The organism is Ferrimonas balearica, from assembly GCF_019802055.1.
Taxonomy (GTDB): Bacteria; Pseudomonadota; Gammaproteobacteria; order Enterobacterales; family Shewanellaceae; genus Ferrimonas; species Ferrimonas balearica_A.
The window spans coordinates 191,708-206,797 of sequence record NZ_JAHVHW010000006.1 but is presented as its reverse complement, the minus strand read 5'-3'; the positions used below and the strand labels follow the sequence as shown (position 1 = coordinate 206,797).

Below are 15,090 nucleotides of genomic sequence, written 5' to 3'. Positions count from 1 at the left end.
CCGATAACCATAAGGACTAATCGTAATGAACGAGACCCTGCTTTTTGTTGTGATCCCGCTGGTGCTGGCGATCATCATCATCATCCTGATCTACAACGGCATCATCGGTAAGCACAATGCGGTAGACCGCGCCTGGGCCTCCGTGCTGACCCAGGAGCGCCAGAAGAACCAAATCATCCCCCATGTGGAGAAGATGGTTGAGGACTACAAGCTGCATGAAGCGTCCGTACTGAAAGAGGTGACCGCCCTGCGCAGTGCTATCGCTGATCTGGATAACGGCGTCGACGCGGGCAAGCTGGCCAAGGCGGAGCAGTCCACCCAGGCCCTGATGAACGGCCTGAAAGTGGCGGTGGAAGCCTATCCGGACCTGAAAGCCTCCGACACCTACCTGAAGGTGATGGCGGAGATCAGCGAGCAGCAGGAGCAGGTGGGTGCCGCCATCCGCATCTTCAACCACAACGTGGAAGAGTTTAACAACGCCATCCAGATGTTCCCCGGCTCGCTGGTCAACGGCTTGCTGTGTCGCAAGTCGCGGATTCAGAGCTTTACCGACAGTCAGGCCCAGGCGGGATTCGAATACAAGCCGAACCTGTAATCCGGGGTGTTTCCAACCAAGAAAAAGCGGGCCAATCGGCCCGCTTTTTTGTGTCCCGATATCGCCGTTCTTTCTTCGTAGCGTGGGTTTTGACCCCACGATTTGGTGCGCGTTTTACCGCTCGGGTTGGAGTTTGGGGCTTCGTAGCGTGGGCTTATAGCCCACGGATTCGGCGCGCTGGATTGCGTGCGGCCGTTTGGGTTGGCGCTTCGTAGCGTGGGCTTTGAGCCCACGGATTTGGTCCGTCGAGTTGAGTGTGGCCCGTGGGCTATAAGCCCACGCTACAGATCTACGCTACAGGCCACGCTACAGGAGGAGCGCTCTGTGGCTCAGGGCGTCCAGGCCAACACCAGCCGGGGGGAGTCCGGGCCGAAGTAGTCCGGTTCCCGATCCACGGTGACAAAGCCGAGGCTCTGGTAGAGCGCCAGCGCCGGGGTGTTGGCCGGGTCCACGGTGAGCTTCAGGCGGGCGTAGCGCCCGGCCTCGCTCAGTGCCTGGTTCAGCAGGGCACGGGCCAGGCCCCGGCCCCGGGCGGCTTCGGCCACCGCCAATGCCAGGATCCACCCCTCCTGCTGCTGGCCCGGGGCCATCAGCAGGTAGCCCAGCACCTCGCCATCCTGTTCGGCTACCCAAAGCTGGTCACCCCAGCAGTCGAGAGCCTGGCGGAAGAAGAAGTCCGGGTAGCTGTGGTGGCCAAAACAGGCCTGTTCCAGCGCCAGCAGGGCGGGCAGATCGGACTTGGTGGCGCGGCGCAGGCCGGCGTGTTCAGGGGTGGGTTGTTTCATCAGTTCGGCATGGCCCGATAAAGCGTAACGCGGAATCCGCGGGTGGTGACGCCCCGGCGCAACGGTATCGAGTACGGCGGTGCAGGCCGGGCGGCGTAGTCTAAGTGTTCAGGGGTGGTGAAGTAGAACACCCCACGGAATTGTGGCGCCAGATCGTCCTGAGTCAACAGTTCCAACTGAGACGAGTAGGGGCGTCCCTCCTTGATCTCGATGGGCACCCCGAGCTGATCGGCCAGGCCCCGGTTGGCCCGGGTGGCGCCAGCGTCGGTCACCCAGTTGGGGATAAGGCGGCCATCGGCGGCGCGCTTCACCGGCATCAGGAAGGTGTCCTGCATCCGCGGCACCTCGTCGATTTTCGCCAGCTGGTCCTGCTGGCTCAGCAAACGCAGGCGTTCCGACGGTGACACCGGATCCATATGGGGCGCGTTGATGCCGAGCACCAGATGGCTGCAGGCGATGTTGTCTTTTACCCCCACCTGCTGACACAACGCACCCCAACCCGGCAGGGTGACCTCCACCAGCGCCGCGCCGTAGCCATCGGGTTCGAAGTGGGCGCCCAGCACCCGGTGCTCGGTGGTGGCGCGCTCGGCCAGCCAGCGGGCCTGAAACGCCGGGCTGCGCTCGCCTTCACAATAGGCCAGTGGGAACGGCAGCTTGTTGCCTGCCTTGGCGGCGGCAAACATCGCGTCCCGCTCCTGCTCGCTGTACTGGCAAAGATCGAGCTGGTGCAGCAGCCCGACCACCTCGTCGGCGTGACGGGGTGGCAGCAGGCTGCAGCCGCCCAGGATGCTGACCAGCAGCGCCCCTTTCAGGGCGCGGCTCAGGGTGGGGCCAGGGTTACTCATCTTCCAGGATCTCGCACTGTGGGAACGTCTTGCGGAAGGCCTCGGTGGCGCGCAGGGGCTCGTAACCCTCTTCGGTGTCGTAGCCACTGCGGTATTCCGGCGGCGAGGCACGGCGCAGATCCAGACGCTTCAGCTTCTTCAGCTTCATCAGCACCTTCGGGAACTCATAGAAGTGGTTGAAGGAGAGGTCCAGCTCCTCCAGTTCGGTGAGTTTGGCCAGCTTGGGCGATAGCGTCTCGATGTGGTTGAACCGCAGGTTCAGCCGGGTGACGTCGGTGTAGTGCTCAATGTTGGCCGGCAGGCTGTCCAGATAGCAGTTGTGCATATCCAGTTCGGTGATGCGGGTGTCCCGGGGCAGGGCTTCCGGCAAGCGGGTTTTGGGGCTGCCGAGGTCGAAGCAGTGCTGCATGTAGATGTCCGGAGAGCGGTGGCAGTTCTCCAGGCGCTCCTCGTCGGCGCCCTCCAGCACCCGTGCCATGCCGCAGCCTTTGTGCCAGTTGAGGGTTTCGCCCTCCACCAGGGTGTCGATGATGGCGCGGCGCTGGGGGCACTCCTCTTTCTGGGTCAGCACCCACATCAGGCCCTCGCCGTAGCGATCGAAGTAGGCTTTGGCGAAGTCGATCACCAGCGGTCGGCCCCAGCGCTTGGGCAGGGTTTTCAGCTTCTTCAGCATCGGGCCTTCGCCGGTGGGGTGGCCCTCCCAGTCAACGCCGCGCAGCTCGTCTTCGAAGTAAACCCGGTCATTCACCGCCAGCTGGAAGTCGGCGTTGCCCAGCCCGGCCAGCAGGCCCTGAATAGTTTTGCGCATCGCTTTGTCGCTGGTGGTTTTCAGGGCCAGGAACAACGGCATCAGCATCGGCTCGGTGACGCCGCCCTGCTCCAGCATGGAGACGGCCACCTTGTGGCTGTTGTGGTCCGGTGAGGCCAGCATCTCCAGCACGGTTTCCACCATCCCTTCGCTGCCGGATTGCTGCAGGAAACGGGGTTGGGCGGCATCAAACCACTGCTTCAGGGCGCTGTCGTCGATGATCAAGCATTGGTCCGGATCGATGGCACGGGTGTTTTTCGGGTTGCTCCCCAGCACCACGTGAGTGACGGTATCGTTCAGGGTTTTGCTGAGGGTAAAGCCCAGCTCCGCCGCTTTCTCTTTCAGCTCGGCGGCCTTAAAGCCACTCTTGCCGCAGATGAACAGCACCGCGGAATCGTCCAGGGGACGCGCCTTCACGCTGGCCTGGCTGGTGCGTTGCAGCCAGCTGTGGGCCAGGGACTTCAGCGGGGTGTGCTTGCCCTCCAGCATCGCCATATGGAACGGGGCGTCGAGCAGGTTGTCGTCGGTGGGCAGGTCTTTGATCTTCGGGGTGTCCAGCAGCACCCGCCAGTAGCGGCGTTTCTGCTCTTCGGTGAGCTCGGCATTTTTGATGATGCTCAGCTGCTTGGAGAGCTGCTCCCCCCGGCTGCCGCGATTGAACAGGTCAACCATACAGAAGACGTTATGGGGCAGGCAGGCCAGTGCTTCGGCGCCGGTGGCCTCTTCCTGATCCTGCGGCAGGTCGAGCCTGACGGACTCCAGACCGGGCAGGGTGAGGGCGTCGTCCAGGTTGGGCACCACGTAGTTGCGGCCGTTGTGGTCATTGCCGCCAATGCGCAGGTGGCGCACGCCGGTCATGGCACTGAGGTCACCCAGGGTGGGCATCTCGGGCAGGCGGATCTGCAGCGTCTCCACGTGGGTGTTCTGGCGCAGGGGCAGCGGCAGTTCCGCCTCTTTGATGTCACTCAGCACCAGTTCCTGGGTCGTAATGCGGCCCAGCAGGGCGCCGTCACCCAGCGGGCCGGGTCGGTTCAGCACCAGCTTGGACAGCTTCGGGCAATCGCTCAGCCAGCCGAGCTGGGACAGGGGTGTGCCATCAAACTCAGCGCGGGTCAGCGCGGGCAGGCTGACCGGGCCCACGAACTCCGCCAGGCTGCATTCGTACATGTGCAGGCTCCTGAGTTGCGGCCGGTTGCCGATAAGCGCAGTGAGGTTGGCGCGGGTGCCGTGCAGCCACAGCCACAGGGAGTCCATCGCCTCAATGCCGTCCAACAGACCGTCCGGAACCGGGCTGCCGTCGCGGCTGTTGAGGTGCAGCAGATCGATATGGGCGGCCTCGCCCAGGGTGCCGGGAGCCAGCGTCAGCTGTTGGCTTTGCATGCGGATCTGCCCGGCTTTGGTGCCCGCCTGAAGCAGGGGGCCGGACAGCGCCACTTTGCCCTGGGTAGTGAGGTCGAACTCTTTGATGCTGCGGGGCATCTGCACCGGGCCCAGCGCCATGTCGACGCCTTCGAGGCGACCGAAGTAGTTGAAGTCGCTGAGGTGGCAGTCCTGGAGCTGGCGGGCGTGGGTCAGGTCGATGCCGAGCCGCTCTGCGGCGCTGATCTCGATGGAGAGGCTTTTCAGCTGGCTGCCTTCGGCGGCGCACAGATCGGCTTCGTGGCCATGGAAGCGCAGCTTCAGCTCGGTCAGGGCGGGCAGGGCGGTCAGTTTGGCAAAGGTGTCCGCATCCCGCACCACGATGCCGTCGATGGACGTGATCTTCGCCATGCTGACCGGGTCGATGTCGTCGCTGTTGAGCGGCAATCCCCCCAGCGACAAGTGGGTCAGCTTGGGGAAGTGCTTGTACATCTCCGGCTCCGGCGGCCGGCAGGCACTCTCTTCACGGTCGGACAGGCAGTAGTGGGTCAGGTTGGGATAACGGTGGCCCAGTGCCGCCCATTCCGGGTGATTGTCCTTCAGTTTGTAAGTGAGGACGTCGGCGTCCTCAATCACTTCACCATCCAGGGGCAGGTCGTAGTGGCGCAGGCTTTCATAACTCATGGCGGGGATTCCGTTGCTCAGGCGTCTTCAAGAATTTCACAGTGGGGCAGGGCATCGCGGAACGCCTGCGGTACCGTCAGTTTGCGGTAGTGGCGGTTGTACCCTTCGGTGTAATCCACCCGGGTGGCGCGGCGCAGGTCGAGACGCTTCAGGTTTTTCAGCTTCAGCAGCACGGCGGGGAAGGCGCTGAAGTGGTTGTAGGAGAGATCCAGCTCCTCCAGTTCGGCAAAGTTGGCCAGCGACGCGGGCAGTTTCTCAAACGCATTGAAGCTCAGGTTGAGACGACGCAGGCCGGTGAACTGCGCGCTGCCTTTGGGCAGGGTGTCGAGCAGGCAGACACTCAGGTTCAGCTCGCGAATGTTGTGGCGCTCCGCCATCCCTTCGGGGATGTAGGTGACGGCACTGCCCAGGTCGGCGTTGCGGTTAAAGCAGTACTGCGGGTGCCAGTGCAGGTCGGTGCGCTTCTTCTCATCGGCGCGCTCCAGCACCGGGCCAAACCCGGCGCCACGGTGCCAGTTCAGGCAATCACCCTCGACCAGAGTGTCGAGGATCGCTTCGCGATGAGGGCAGCTGTCACGCTGCATCATCAGGTACATCAGGCCCTCGCCAAAGCGATCGTAGTAGGCTTTGGCAAAGTCGTTGCAGAGGGCGTCACCCCACTTACGGCGCTGGCCCTTCAGCTTCTTAACCATGCTGCCCTGGCTCTGCTCGCGGCCGTGGCGATCGAGGCCGCGACAGCTGTTGAACAGGATGCGGTCGTTCACCGCCAGCTGGAATGCGTCGTCGCCATGGCCGGCCAGCAGGTTCCTGATCTGCTTGCGCAGCTCGTTGTCGGCGGTGGTTTTGAGGATCAGAAACAGCGGCATCAGCATCGGCTCGGTGACGCCGCCCTGCTCTAGCATCTGGGCCGCCACCTTGTGGCTGGCCTCGTCCGGTGAGTTCAGCATCGCCATCACCGAATCCGTCATGACGTTGCTGGTCTCCTGCTGCAGGAACTTGGGCGCCTCGGCCGTGAAACACTGCTGCAGGGTGGTGTCGTCGATCAGGGCGTGGCGCTCCGGGTCGAGCTTCTCCACCGCTTTGGGGGCGGTGCCCACCAGCACGTGCGTGACACTGTCGTTGAGGGTTTTGCTCAGGGTGAAACCGATGGTCTCGGCCTGGGCTTTCAGCTCACTGGCCTTAAAGGCGCTGCGGCCACAGACAAACAGCACGCTGTCGGCGCCAAAGGGACGCTGCTGCTCGCTGTCTTGTGCAACGCTGCGCAACCAGGCTTTGTGCTGGGCCTTAAAGCGGTTGTGCTTGGCCTCCATCATCACAAGGTGGAAATCGGCGGGCATGGCGGGCAGCTGGGCGGGTTTCTGCACCGCAATCAGCTGGTCCAGGTACTGATGCACCGTGGCGTTGTCGAGGTGGCTGGCGCGCAGGATATCGAACAGGGCTTCGAAGCGCTCAGCGCGCACCATCAAATGGGCGCCCGGGGCCAGGTTCAGCCAGTTGGGATCAAAGCGTTCCAGCTCGATGTCGAGGCGCAGCTCCTCCAGCTGCGGCAGATGGGTCAGGCCATCCAGCGGTGGCAGGTTGGATTGTTTGTCCTGCACCGGCGACAGCCACAGCTCTTTGAGGCCGGTCATTGCAGAGAGATCCCCCAACTGGCCGATCCGGAACCACAGCAGCGCCAGCGTCTCCAGGTTGGGGTTGCTGCGCACGGTGGCGGGCAGCTGGGCCATCTCTGTCCCCCGCAGCACCAGGTGCTTCAGGTTGGGCAGCGACGGCAGGTCGGTCAGGGGGTGTTTATCCAGGTACAGGCTCAGTCGCTGCAGCATCGGGCTGTGCGCCAGCCAGCCCAGCTGATCCGCTTTCAGACCGAACATGCAGGCCACTTCCAGGTCCGGCAGGACGAGGGCATCAGTGTCGCTCAGGTGGCCTGAGGCATTGAAATAGGTCAGCTGCTTGAGGCTCATATTGGCGGGCAGCAGAGGGCCTTCAATAGGGGTGTGCTCAAAGCGGAGTTCCAGCTCGTCCACCTGGCGCAGACCGGCAAAGAAGCCCGCAGGCAGGGGCGCGGTTTCCCCCTCCATCAGGAAATGGATTTTACCCACCTCGCTGAGGTCGCTCAGGGTGTCGGCGGAAAACGCAGGAACGGCCAGGCGCATCTCCAGCTTATCCAGCTTCTGGTTGTCACCCAGCAGGCGTGCCGGCAGCGGCGTTTGGGTATCGAGGTTCAGCAACAGCGTATGGAGGTGGTTGGGCAGGGTCAGGCGATCAATGACGACGTTTTTGGCTTCCGGCGGGTAGTGGCGGTTGTTGTGACCAAGGGTCAGCTCCACCACCGGGCTGGAGGCCAGGTCGATGTCGATGGCGCGAACCCGGGGGCCAAAAGCCATGCGCACCTTGGTGAGCACGCAGTCAGGGCCGGTGTGCAGGCGAACCTGCTTGTCGTCGGCCAGCACGGTCAGGCTCTCCAGCCTGGGCAGGTTGCCGAACAGGTCGAAGTCGCCGGTGCGGCAGCGGGCCAGCTCCAGTTGGCGCAGCTCGGTGAGGTGGGCCGGATTGACGCCGCTCAGGTCGGTGGTGATGGGGTTCCTTCTGTTGTTGGCGATAAACAGGCCGTGAAGGCTGGGGAAGGCGTCAAAGAACTCGTGGTTGATCAGCCGTGTGATGCCGATGTGGCCCATGTCGCTGATGCGGATCTGGGTGACGTTGGGGAAGGCGGTGGCCAGTGCTTGCCAGCTGGGGATCGGGTCATCGCAGTCGTAGATGAGCTCGGTCACATCGGTGTGGATTTTCTTCAGATAGGACTCGAGATCGTCGTATATCTTCAGCGTGCGCATGGCCATACTCCTTCAATACTGCCTGGCTGGCGGCCCGTCCACCAACGCGTTGACGAGGCAGGCATTGTATGGATAATCCCATTCGAATCATATGGTTAATCGAGTTGGAACCGTTATCGAGCCGCTGCTGTCACGAACATCAGTCAAACTGATGTTGCAGGAACCTTTCTATGGCCACTACCTGGCCAGTTTTCACAAAGTGATCCTCAGCCAGGACGACCGGAGCCACGCCCCGCTTGAGTCGGCGCCGCGAGGCAGCAGTGATGTGGAGTTGCGCTGTCGTCCTGCGTTGTGGGAGGGCTTATCGCAGACTCAACAGCTGGGGGCGCTCAAGCATGAAGCGCTGCACCTGGTGTTTGGTCATCCCTTTATGCGGGCCCGTTATGCCGATAAGGGGCGCTTTGATCGGGCCGCCGATCTGGTGGCCAATCAGTACCTCAGTGCGGATCAACTGGGCAGCGATGCGCTGACTCTGGAGCGGCTCAACACCTGGCGTGAAACCCAGGGGCTGGACCCGCTCGAACCCCACAAGGAGCTGGCCTACTACTACCAGGCGCTGCCGCCCTCCGGGGGCAAGGGCCCCGGTGCCGGCGAAGGGGTGGCCCCTCCTGGCCATGAAAGCTGGGCGGAGTTTGGTCAGCAGTCGGAGGCCGAGGGATCGCTGGCCCGGCAAACTCTGGACAACAAGCTGGAGCAGGCCGCCAACCGGATGGAGCTGGACAGCCACCAGCGGGGCCGGGGCCAGATCCCGCTGGCCATCCTGGCCCGGGTTCAGGCGCTTCTCGAACGCCGCCGGACCACCCTCGACTGGCGCCGCGCTCTGCGCCTGTTTGCCAACAGCAGCCGACGTACCTCGGTGAAGAACACCCTGCGTCGTCCCTCCAAGCGCTACGGCACCACCCCCGGTACCCGCATCATTCCGCACCAGCGCCTGCTGGTGGCGGTGGACACTTCAGCCAGCGTCAACGACCAGCAGTTGCGGGCGTTTTTCGACGAGCTGCACCACATCTGGCGCGCTGGCGCAGAGATCACCGTGGTGGAGTGCGATGTGGATATCCACCGGGATTACGTTTATCGCGGCATTGCGCCGACTTCGGTCAGTGGCCGGGGCGGCACCGATTTCAACGCCCCGGTGGCCTACGCCAATAAACACCGTTTCGACGGCATCATCTACTTCACCGACGGCGAGGCGCCTGCTCCGACGGTGCCCCCGCGTGCTTCGCTCCTGTGGCTGATTCAAGGCCGCGGATCCAAGGACGATTTTGCCCATTTGCGCAGTTGTGGCCGGGTGATCCCCATGGCCGCCCTCACTACGGATTGAGTCACCATGAGCCAACACCAGTACACCTATTACGGCCTGACCTGTCAGGCCCCGGAAGTCCGCCGCTTTGTCGAACACCTGATCCCCGCTTCGGGACAGCGTGCGACCCCCATCTGCATCTGGGGCCGTCACGGCATCGGTAAAACCCAGATGGTGGAGCAGATCGCCGTTGAGCGCGGTATGCAGTGGCGTGCCATTGCTCCGGCGCAGTTTGAGGAGATGGGGGATCTGCTGGGGATGCCCCGGGTGGAAACCGACGCCAATGGTGACACCGTCACCCGTTTCGCCGCGCCCCACTGGGTGCCCACTGAGCCGGGCCCGGGAATCCTGCTGATCGACGACGTGAACCGCGCCGACGAGCGAATCCTGCGGGGCATTATGCAACTGCTGCAGAACCACGAGCTGATCAGTTGGGCGCTGCCGGAGGGGTGGCAGATCATCTTGACCGCTAACCCGGACGGCGGCGACTACTCAGTCACGCCGATGGACGACGCCATGCTGACCCGGATGATGCACGTCACCATGGAGTTTGACGCCAAAGCCTGGGCCCTGTGGGCGGAGCAGGCGGGCGTGGATCCCCGTGGCATCGATTTTGTGCTGACCTACCCGGAGCTGGTGGACGGTGAGCGCACCACCCCCCGTTCACTGGTGCAGTTTTTCCAGAGCATTGCGGGGATTAAAGACCTGCGCGCCGAGCTGCCGCTGGTGAACATCCTGGCCCGATCCTGCCTGGATGACACCACCTGCGCGGCCTTTGTCGCCTTTGTGGAACAGAACCTGAGCCAGCTGGTGGCTCCCCAGGCCATCGTTGAGGCTAAGGATTTCACCAAGACCATCCTTCCGCAGATTGAGCGCACCGCCGGTGGCAAGATGCCGCGCATCGATATTTTGGCCACTCTGTGTACCCGCCTGTACCACTACCTCAAGGTCAACAAGGTGAAGCCCAATGCCGAGCAGATGGGCAACCTGCAGGCGTTTCTAAAGATGCCGCTGCTGCCCAACGACCTGCGCTTGGGGCTGATGCAGGACATGATGAACGGCGACAACCCGGCCCTGAAAGGGGTGCTGGCGGACGCAGAACTGGCCAAGCTGTTTTTGACCAACGCCGCTTAAGCCGGATCACCGTATCCGTGGGCTCAAAGCCCACGCTACGCGGAGCGGGTTTCCAACCCACGGTTGCGTCGATTTCGTAGCGTGGGTTTCCAACCCACGGCTGCACCGGTGTGGATACCGAGCGGGTTACCCACCCACGGCTGTGCCGGTGTGGATTTCGCCTGGTGTCAGTGGGCTCAAAGCCCACGCTACGCGGAGTCGGTTTCTAACCCACGGTTGCGTCGATTTCGTAGCGTGGGTTTCCAACCCACGGTTGCGCCGGTGTGGATACCGAGCGGGTTACTCACCCTCGGGCCAATAAAAAAGCCACCGCAACTGCGGTGGCTTTTCTCTTCTGACTCGCCCGATTACAGGCTGTTGTCGCTGCTGATCAGGCGGGTGCCCTCAAAGCGCTGGGTCAGGCGGTTCATGGTAATGGCCGGCACGGTGACGCTGTCGGTCAGCAGGTAATCCGCCACGCTCTGATCAAAGGAGCGGTAGTGCAGGGTGGTGGTCACGATGTACTGACCCTCCGCCGGCAGGGCGAAGCCGTACTCAACGGTTTTGCTGCCCTTGGCCGGGATGCTGTTCTCCACGGAGAAGCGGGCGATCTTCCACGGCTTGTGCTCCGGTTTGCCTTCCGCATCCACGGCGATGTCCTGGAACACCACGGTGTCCGCCGGCAGGCTGTTGTCGGCGTTCAGGGTGCCGGAGCGCAGCAGAATGTTGCCCTGGGCATCTTCAATCACCACTTCCAGCCACACCTGGCGGATAAAGCTCAGGCTGGTGGGCAGGTCGTGACCGGCGCGGCGATTGTGAACGGTCACGCTCAGCTGGGCTTTGCTATCGGCTTCCACCAGCGCGGTTTCCAGCTCCGCCACGGTTTGCAGACGCTTGGTCGCTTCCTGGGCGTGGGCTTCTCCCCCCTCAACACCCAGCAGGGGCGCCAGTACGGCGTTGCCGCCGACGAAGCCGTGGTCATGCACCACGGAGCGAACCGGGCCACCGCGGGCGGCCTGGCCGCTCAGGCGGTGCTGCTCCAGCGCTTTCACCGGCTTCATCTCATCGGCCACGCGTACGGCGACCTCCACCGGCACCATATGGCAGTCCTGACACTGGATATCCGCCTTGGCGTACTCGGAGTTTTTCCACTCCTCGTAGGTGTGCTCCAGCGGGAAGTTGCCGTGCACCGGGTTGAACACGTTGTGGCAGTTGGCGCAGAACTCGGAGCGGGTGTGCAGCTCGGAGTATTCGGTCTTGTGGCCACGGGCCTTGGCGTCATCAAAGGGGCCACGCTTAATCCGGTCGGTGGCCAGTTCCAGAGAGGCGTTGCCGTGTTCACCCATCTCGGTGTGGGCGATGTTGGTGGCGCTGACGGTGTGGCAGGTGTCGCAGCTGACCCCTTTCGCCGCCACGCCCTTGGTGGTGAAGCTGCCGAACTTGCCGGATTCGCTCTCGTAGCTGATCGACTCGGTTACGGTGCCGATGGGGGTGTGGCAGCCTTTGCACAGATTGTGGGTAGCGCCATCGGTTTCCTGGGTGCCCAGTGCCGCTTCAGCCTGGTAAACCGGGTCGATAAAGGCGATGGAGTGCATGGAGCCCTGCCATCCGGCGTATTGCCGCGGGTGACAACGCTTACAGCCTTCCGGATCACTGTAGTGCTTCAATGCAGGCTCGGCGCCGTCTTTGACGGTCAGATAGGAGGGGGCATAGGGCTGAGTATTGCTGGCGGCGGCAGGCAGAGCAGCACACAGCAGTAAGGCAAGCAAAGTGGGGCGATTCATCATTATTCTCAGAGTTTTTGCGCTTTTTGTCGCGCATTCGTGAGTTGAGGCTCAATCCTGAATGTGTATCCAGAAAAAGCCTTCAAACTTAATTGTTTAGTTAAGCTGCGATTGTACTTTTGTTCTGCCTTTGGCGCTGATAAGGGCCGCACACTCTTGGTTTATTACGCTCATCTGGCATTAGCGATATTCATCATCAGTTGCGCATCGGTCGCTGTCCTGTTGGCGCTTTATTAGGCAAAGTGTCGCCCTCAAATTTTCCTTTGGAGTGGCAGCCGGTGAACGAGGCGCAGATCATTACAGTGTTGTGGGTAATCGGGATTGTGGCGGAAGCCATGACCGGCGCCCTGGCTGCGGGCCGACGCCAGATGGATCTGTTTGGCGTGGTGATGGTGGGCTGTGCCACTGCCATTGGTGGCGGCACCGTGCGTGACCTGCTGATCGGCAACTACCCGCTGGTGTGGATCGAGAACGTCGAATACCTGGTGGCCATCGCCGGGGCTGCGCTGCTGACCGTCGCCATTGCCCCGGTCATGCGCTATCTCTCTCGTTTGTTCCTGGCCATTGACGCGCTCGGACTGGCGGTGTTCTCCGTGATTGGTGCCCAGAAGACCCTGGCTCTGGGCCTGGATCCGTTGGTGGCGATCGTGATGGGCGTAGTGACCGGCGTATTTGGTGGCATCATCCGCGATATTTTCTGCCAGGAGATCCCGCTGGTGTTCCGCAAAGAGCTGTACGCCATCATCTCACTGATCACTGCAGGCCTCTACGTGGTACTGGATCACTTCAAGGTCGATACTGGGTTGTCGCTGGTGGTCTGCCTCGCTCTGGGCTTCCTGTTCCGGATGCTGGCGATCCGCCGACACTGGACCATGCCCACCTTCAACTACCAGGAGCCGGTGCACTAAGGTTCAGCAACGGCTCGCCAGGGGATTACGCACTCGCCAAACATGAGGTAACGCATGACAGAAAGCACCGGTTCATTGACCTCTGGACGACCCCTCTGGCAAGTGGTGCTGGGGCTGGCGCTTTACTTTGCGCTGGCCCTCAACCTGGCCCTGGCCATGAAGCTCTGGGCCATCCTTGAAGCCCTGCCCACCGTCTCTCTCGGATTTGTCATCTCGCTGCCCTTCTTCTTTGTGGCGGCATTCAACCTGATTTTTCACTGCCTCTCCTGGCCCAGATTGACCAAGCCCCTGTTTATCCCCCTGCTGGTGGTCTCCAGCCTGGTCAGCTACACCATGGTGCAGTACGGCATCCTGCCGGACCAGGAGGTGGTGGCCAGCGCCGTGGAAACCAACGCCCATGAGTTGGGCTCCTACTTCAGTGCGTCATTGCTGCTGTGGGTTACCGGCTTTGGGGTGCTGCCCGCTCTGGTGCTGTGGCGTACCCGAATTCACTACGGTGGCACCCTTCCCCGATTCCTGCTGCTTAACAAGCTGGTGCCGATGGTGGCCTCCGTGGCGGTCATCGCGCTGATCGCCGCGCTCTACTATGTCGACTACGCCTCCGTCGGGCGCAATAACAGCTACCTGCGCAAGATGATTGTGCCCACTCACTTTGTTTACAGCGTCGGAAAGTTCGTTAAGCACAACTACCTGACGACGCCGGAGCCCTATCGGGAGCTGGGGAAGGACGCGCACATTCTTGCTGAGCCGAAAGACGGCAAACCCCGTTTGCTGGTGCTGGTGATTGGTGAGACTGCCCGGGCCGCCAATCAGCAACTCAATGGCTACGAGCGGGAAACCAACCCCTATACCTCGCAAATCGACGAGTTGGTCTACTTCCCGGACGTGGCCACCTGCGGCACCGCGACTGCGGTGTCGGTGCCCTGCATGTTCTCCGATTTTGACCGGGGCCACTTTGACCGGGCCAGCGCAACCAACCAGGACAACCTGATGGATATCCTGACCCGGGCGGGCATCGCCACGGTGTGGCGGGATAACGACGGGGGCAGCCAGAAGGTAGCGAACCACATCAGCTATGAGTCGATTTCGGCGGACAGCGATGCGGCCCTGTGCGATGGCAAAACCTGCTTCGACGAAGTGCTGCTGAAGGGGTTGGGTGAGCGGATCGATGCCATGCAAGGGGACCGGGTGGTAGTGCTGCACCTGATCGGCAGTCATGGACCCACCTACTTCAAGCGTTACCCCAAGGCGTTTGCCCACTTTCAGCCCGCCTGTGAACGGGCGGACATTGAGAACTGCAGCCAGCAGGAGTTGGTGAACGTCTACGACAATACCCTGCGCTACACCGATTGGGTGTTGAGCCAGGTGGTCTCGCTGCTTAAGGCGCGTCAGGCGGATTACCACAGCGCCATGCTCTACCTCTCCGACCACGGTGAGTCACTGGGCGAGGACGGACTTTACCTGCACGGCATGCCTTACGCCCTGGCACCGTTAGAGCAGCGTCGGGTGCCGATGATGATGTGGTTGACGCCGGATTTTCGCGGTGATGAGGGGCTGGGCTTGCAGTGCATTCAGCAGCAGGCGCAAAAGGGCGGCTGGTCTCAGGACAACTTCTTCCATACCGTATTGGGGTTGATGGAGGTGGGCTCTGATGAGTATCTGCCGACCATGGACATCCTGAGTCACTGCCGGGGATAACCCCAAGGGAAAGACCACAAAAAACGGCGCCCAGTGGCGCCGTTTCTGTTTACTGCAAGGGGGTTATTGGGAGTCCCGCGAACCCACATCCGGGTTGATCACCTTCTCCCGGCGATAGTTGCTCTGGTAGAACACCACCGGTTTGGGCTTCTGACCCCGAATCAGCATCACAACTGCTCCAATCAACATCAGCCCAAACTGCAGCAACAGCAGCAGGAAGGCGATGGGCAAAATCAGGACAACCGCCAAAGCCAGCATCAGTCCGCCAAGCAGTGAGCGTCCCAGGCTGGGGTTCTGGCCCCGGGCCAGGGCGCTGAGCTGGTGCCAGGAATGCAAAAATCGGCCGTTCACTATGCCCTCCAAAATGGGGTTGAGTTCAA

Annotated in this window: 11 protein-coding genes; 5 read left to right on the top strand and 6 right to left on the bottom strand. The window is 62.1% G+C overall.

The window, feature by feature from the left end:
* The first annotated feature begins 25 nt into the window (after positions 1 to 25).
* On the top strand, positions 26 to 595 hold the full coding sequence (locus KUV52_RS06260; protein ID WP_222525082.1) for a LemA family protein: 570 nt from the start codon (positions 26 to 28) through the stop codon (positions 593 to 595).
* Between the two features lie 329 nt (positions 596 to 924).
* On the opposite strand, the gene KUV52_RS06255 is transcribed toward KUV52_RS06260, so the two are convergent.
* Genes KUV52_RS06255 through KUV52_RS06240 form a run of 4 tightly spaced genes read right to left on the bottom strand, consistent with a single transcriptional unit; the run spans position 925 to position 7,907 of the window.
* Entirely contained in the window at positions 925 to 1,380 is a 456-nt protein-coding gene (locus KUV52_RS06255) for a GNAT family N-acetyltransferase (RefSeq protein ID WP_222525081.1), read from the bottom strand.
* Complete coding sequence (locus tag KUV52_RS06250; RefSeq protein WP_222525080.1) at positions 1,380 to 2,225, bottom strand: hypothetical protein; 846 nt, start codon at positions 2,223 to 2,225, stop codon at positions 1,380 to 1,382. The genes KUV52_RS06255 and KUV52_RS06250 overlap by 1 nt, the downstream gene beginning before the upstream one ends.
* Positions 2,218 to 5,076, bottom strand: coding sequence for a BRCT domain-containing protein (locus KUV52_RS06245; RefSeq protein WP_222525079.1), 2,859 nt, complete (start codon positions 5,074 to 5,076; stop codon positions 2,218 to 2,220). Before KUV52_RS06245 ends, KUV52_RS06250 begins: the two co-directional genes overlap by 8 nt.
* 17 nt (positions 5,077 to 5,093) lie before the next feature.
* A complete protein-coding gene (locus tag KUV52_RS06240; RefSeq protein WP_222525078.1) occupies positions 5,094 to 7,907 on the bottom strand; it encodes a hypothetical protein in 2,814 nt (937 codons plus the stop codon).
* 91 nt (positions 7,908 to 7,998) lie between these two features.
* Between KUV52_RS06240 and KUV52_RS06235 the strand changes: the two genes are divergently transcribed.
* Both KUV52_RS06235 and KUV52_RS06230 read left to right on the top strand, forming a co-directional pair.
* Positions 7,999 to 9,228 carry a VWA-like domain-containing protein gene (locus KUV52_RS06235; protein ID WP_261389910.1) on the top strand — a complete coding sequence of 410 codons (1,230 nt, stop codon included), beginning with the start codon at positions 7,999 to 8,001 and terminating at the stop codon, positions 9,226 to 9,228.
* A gap of 6 nt (positions 9,229 to 9,234) precedes the next feature.
* Positions 9,235 to 10,341 (top strand): AAA family ATPase, encoded by a 1,107-nt coding sequence (locus KUV52_RS06230; RefSeq protein ID WP_222525077.1) that lies wholly within the window; start codon positions 9,235 to 9,237, stop codon positions 10,339 to 10,341.
* A gap of 347 nt (positions 10,342 to 10,688) precedes the next feature.
* Here KUV52_RS06230 and KUV52_RS06225 read toward each other — a convergent pair whose 3' ends face one another.
* Positions 10,689 to 12,104: a multiheme c-type cytochrome gene (locus KUV52_RS06225; RefSeq protein ID WP_222525076.1), complete on the bottom strand. Its 1,416-nt coding sequence runs from the start codon at positions 12,102 to 12,104 to the stop codon at positions 10,689 to 10,691.
* Positions 12,105 to 12,382: 278 nt separating this feature from the next.
* Here KUV52_RS06225 and KUV52_RS06220 point away from each other — a divergent pair, with 278 nt between their 5' ends.
* On the top strand, positions 12,383 to 13,012 hold the full coding sequence (locus tag KUV52_RS06220) for a trimeric intracellular cation channel family protein (protein WP_222525075.1): 630 nt from the start codon (positions 12,383 to 12,385) through the stop codon (positions 13,010 to 13,012).
* A 54-nt stretch (positions 13,013 to 13,066) separates the two neighbouring features.
* A complete protein-coding gene (locus KUV52_RS06215; RefSeq protein WP_222525074.1) occupies positions 13,067 to 14,710 on the top strand; it encodes a phosphoethanolamine transferase in 1,644 nt (547 codons plus the stop codon).
* A gap of 63 nt (positions 14,711 to 14,773) precedes the next feature.
* On the opposite strand, the gene KUV52_RS06210 is transcribed toward KUV52_RS06215, so the two are convergent.
* Positions 14,774 to 15,061 (bottom strand): hypothetical protein, encoded by a 288-nt coding sequence (locus KUV52_RS06210; RefSeq protein ID WP_222525073.1) that lies wholly within the window; start codon positions 15,059 to 15,061, stop codon positions 14,774 to 14,776.
* Between the last annotated feature and the right edge of the window lie 29 nt (positions 15,062 to 15,090).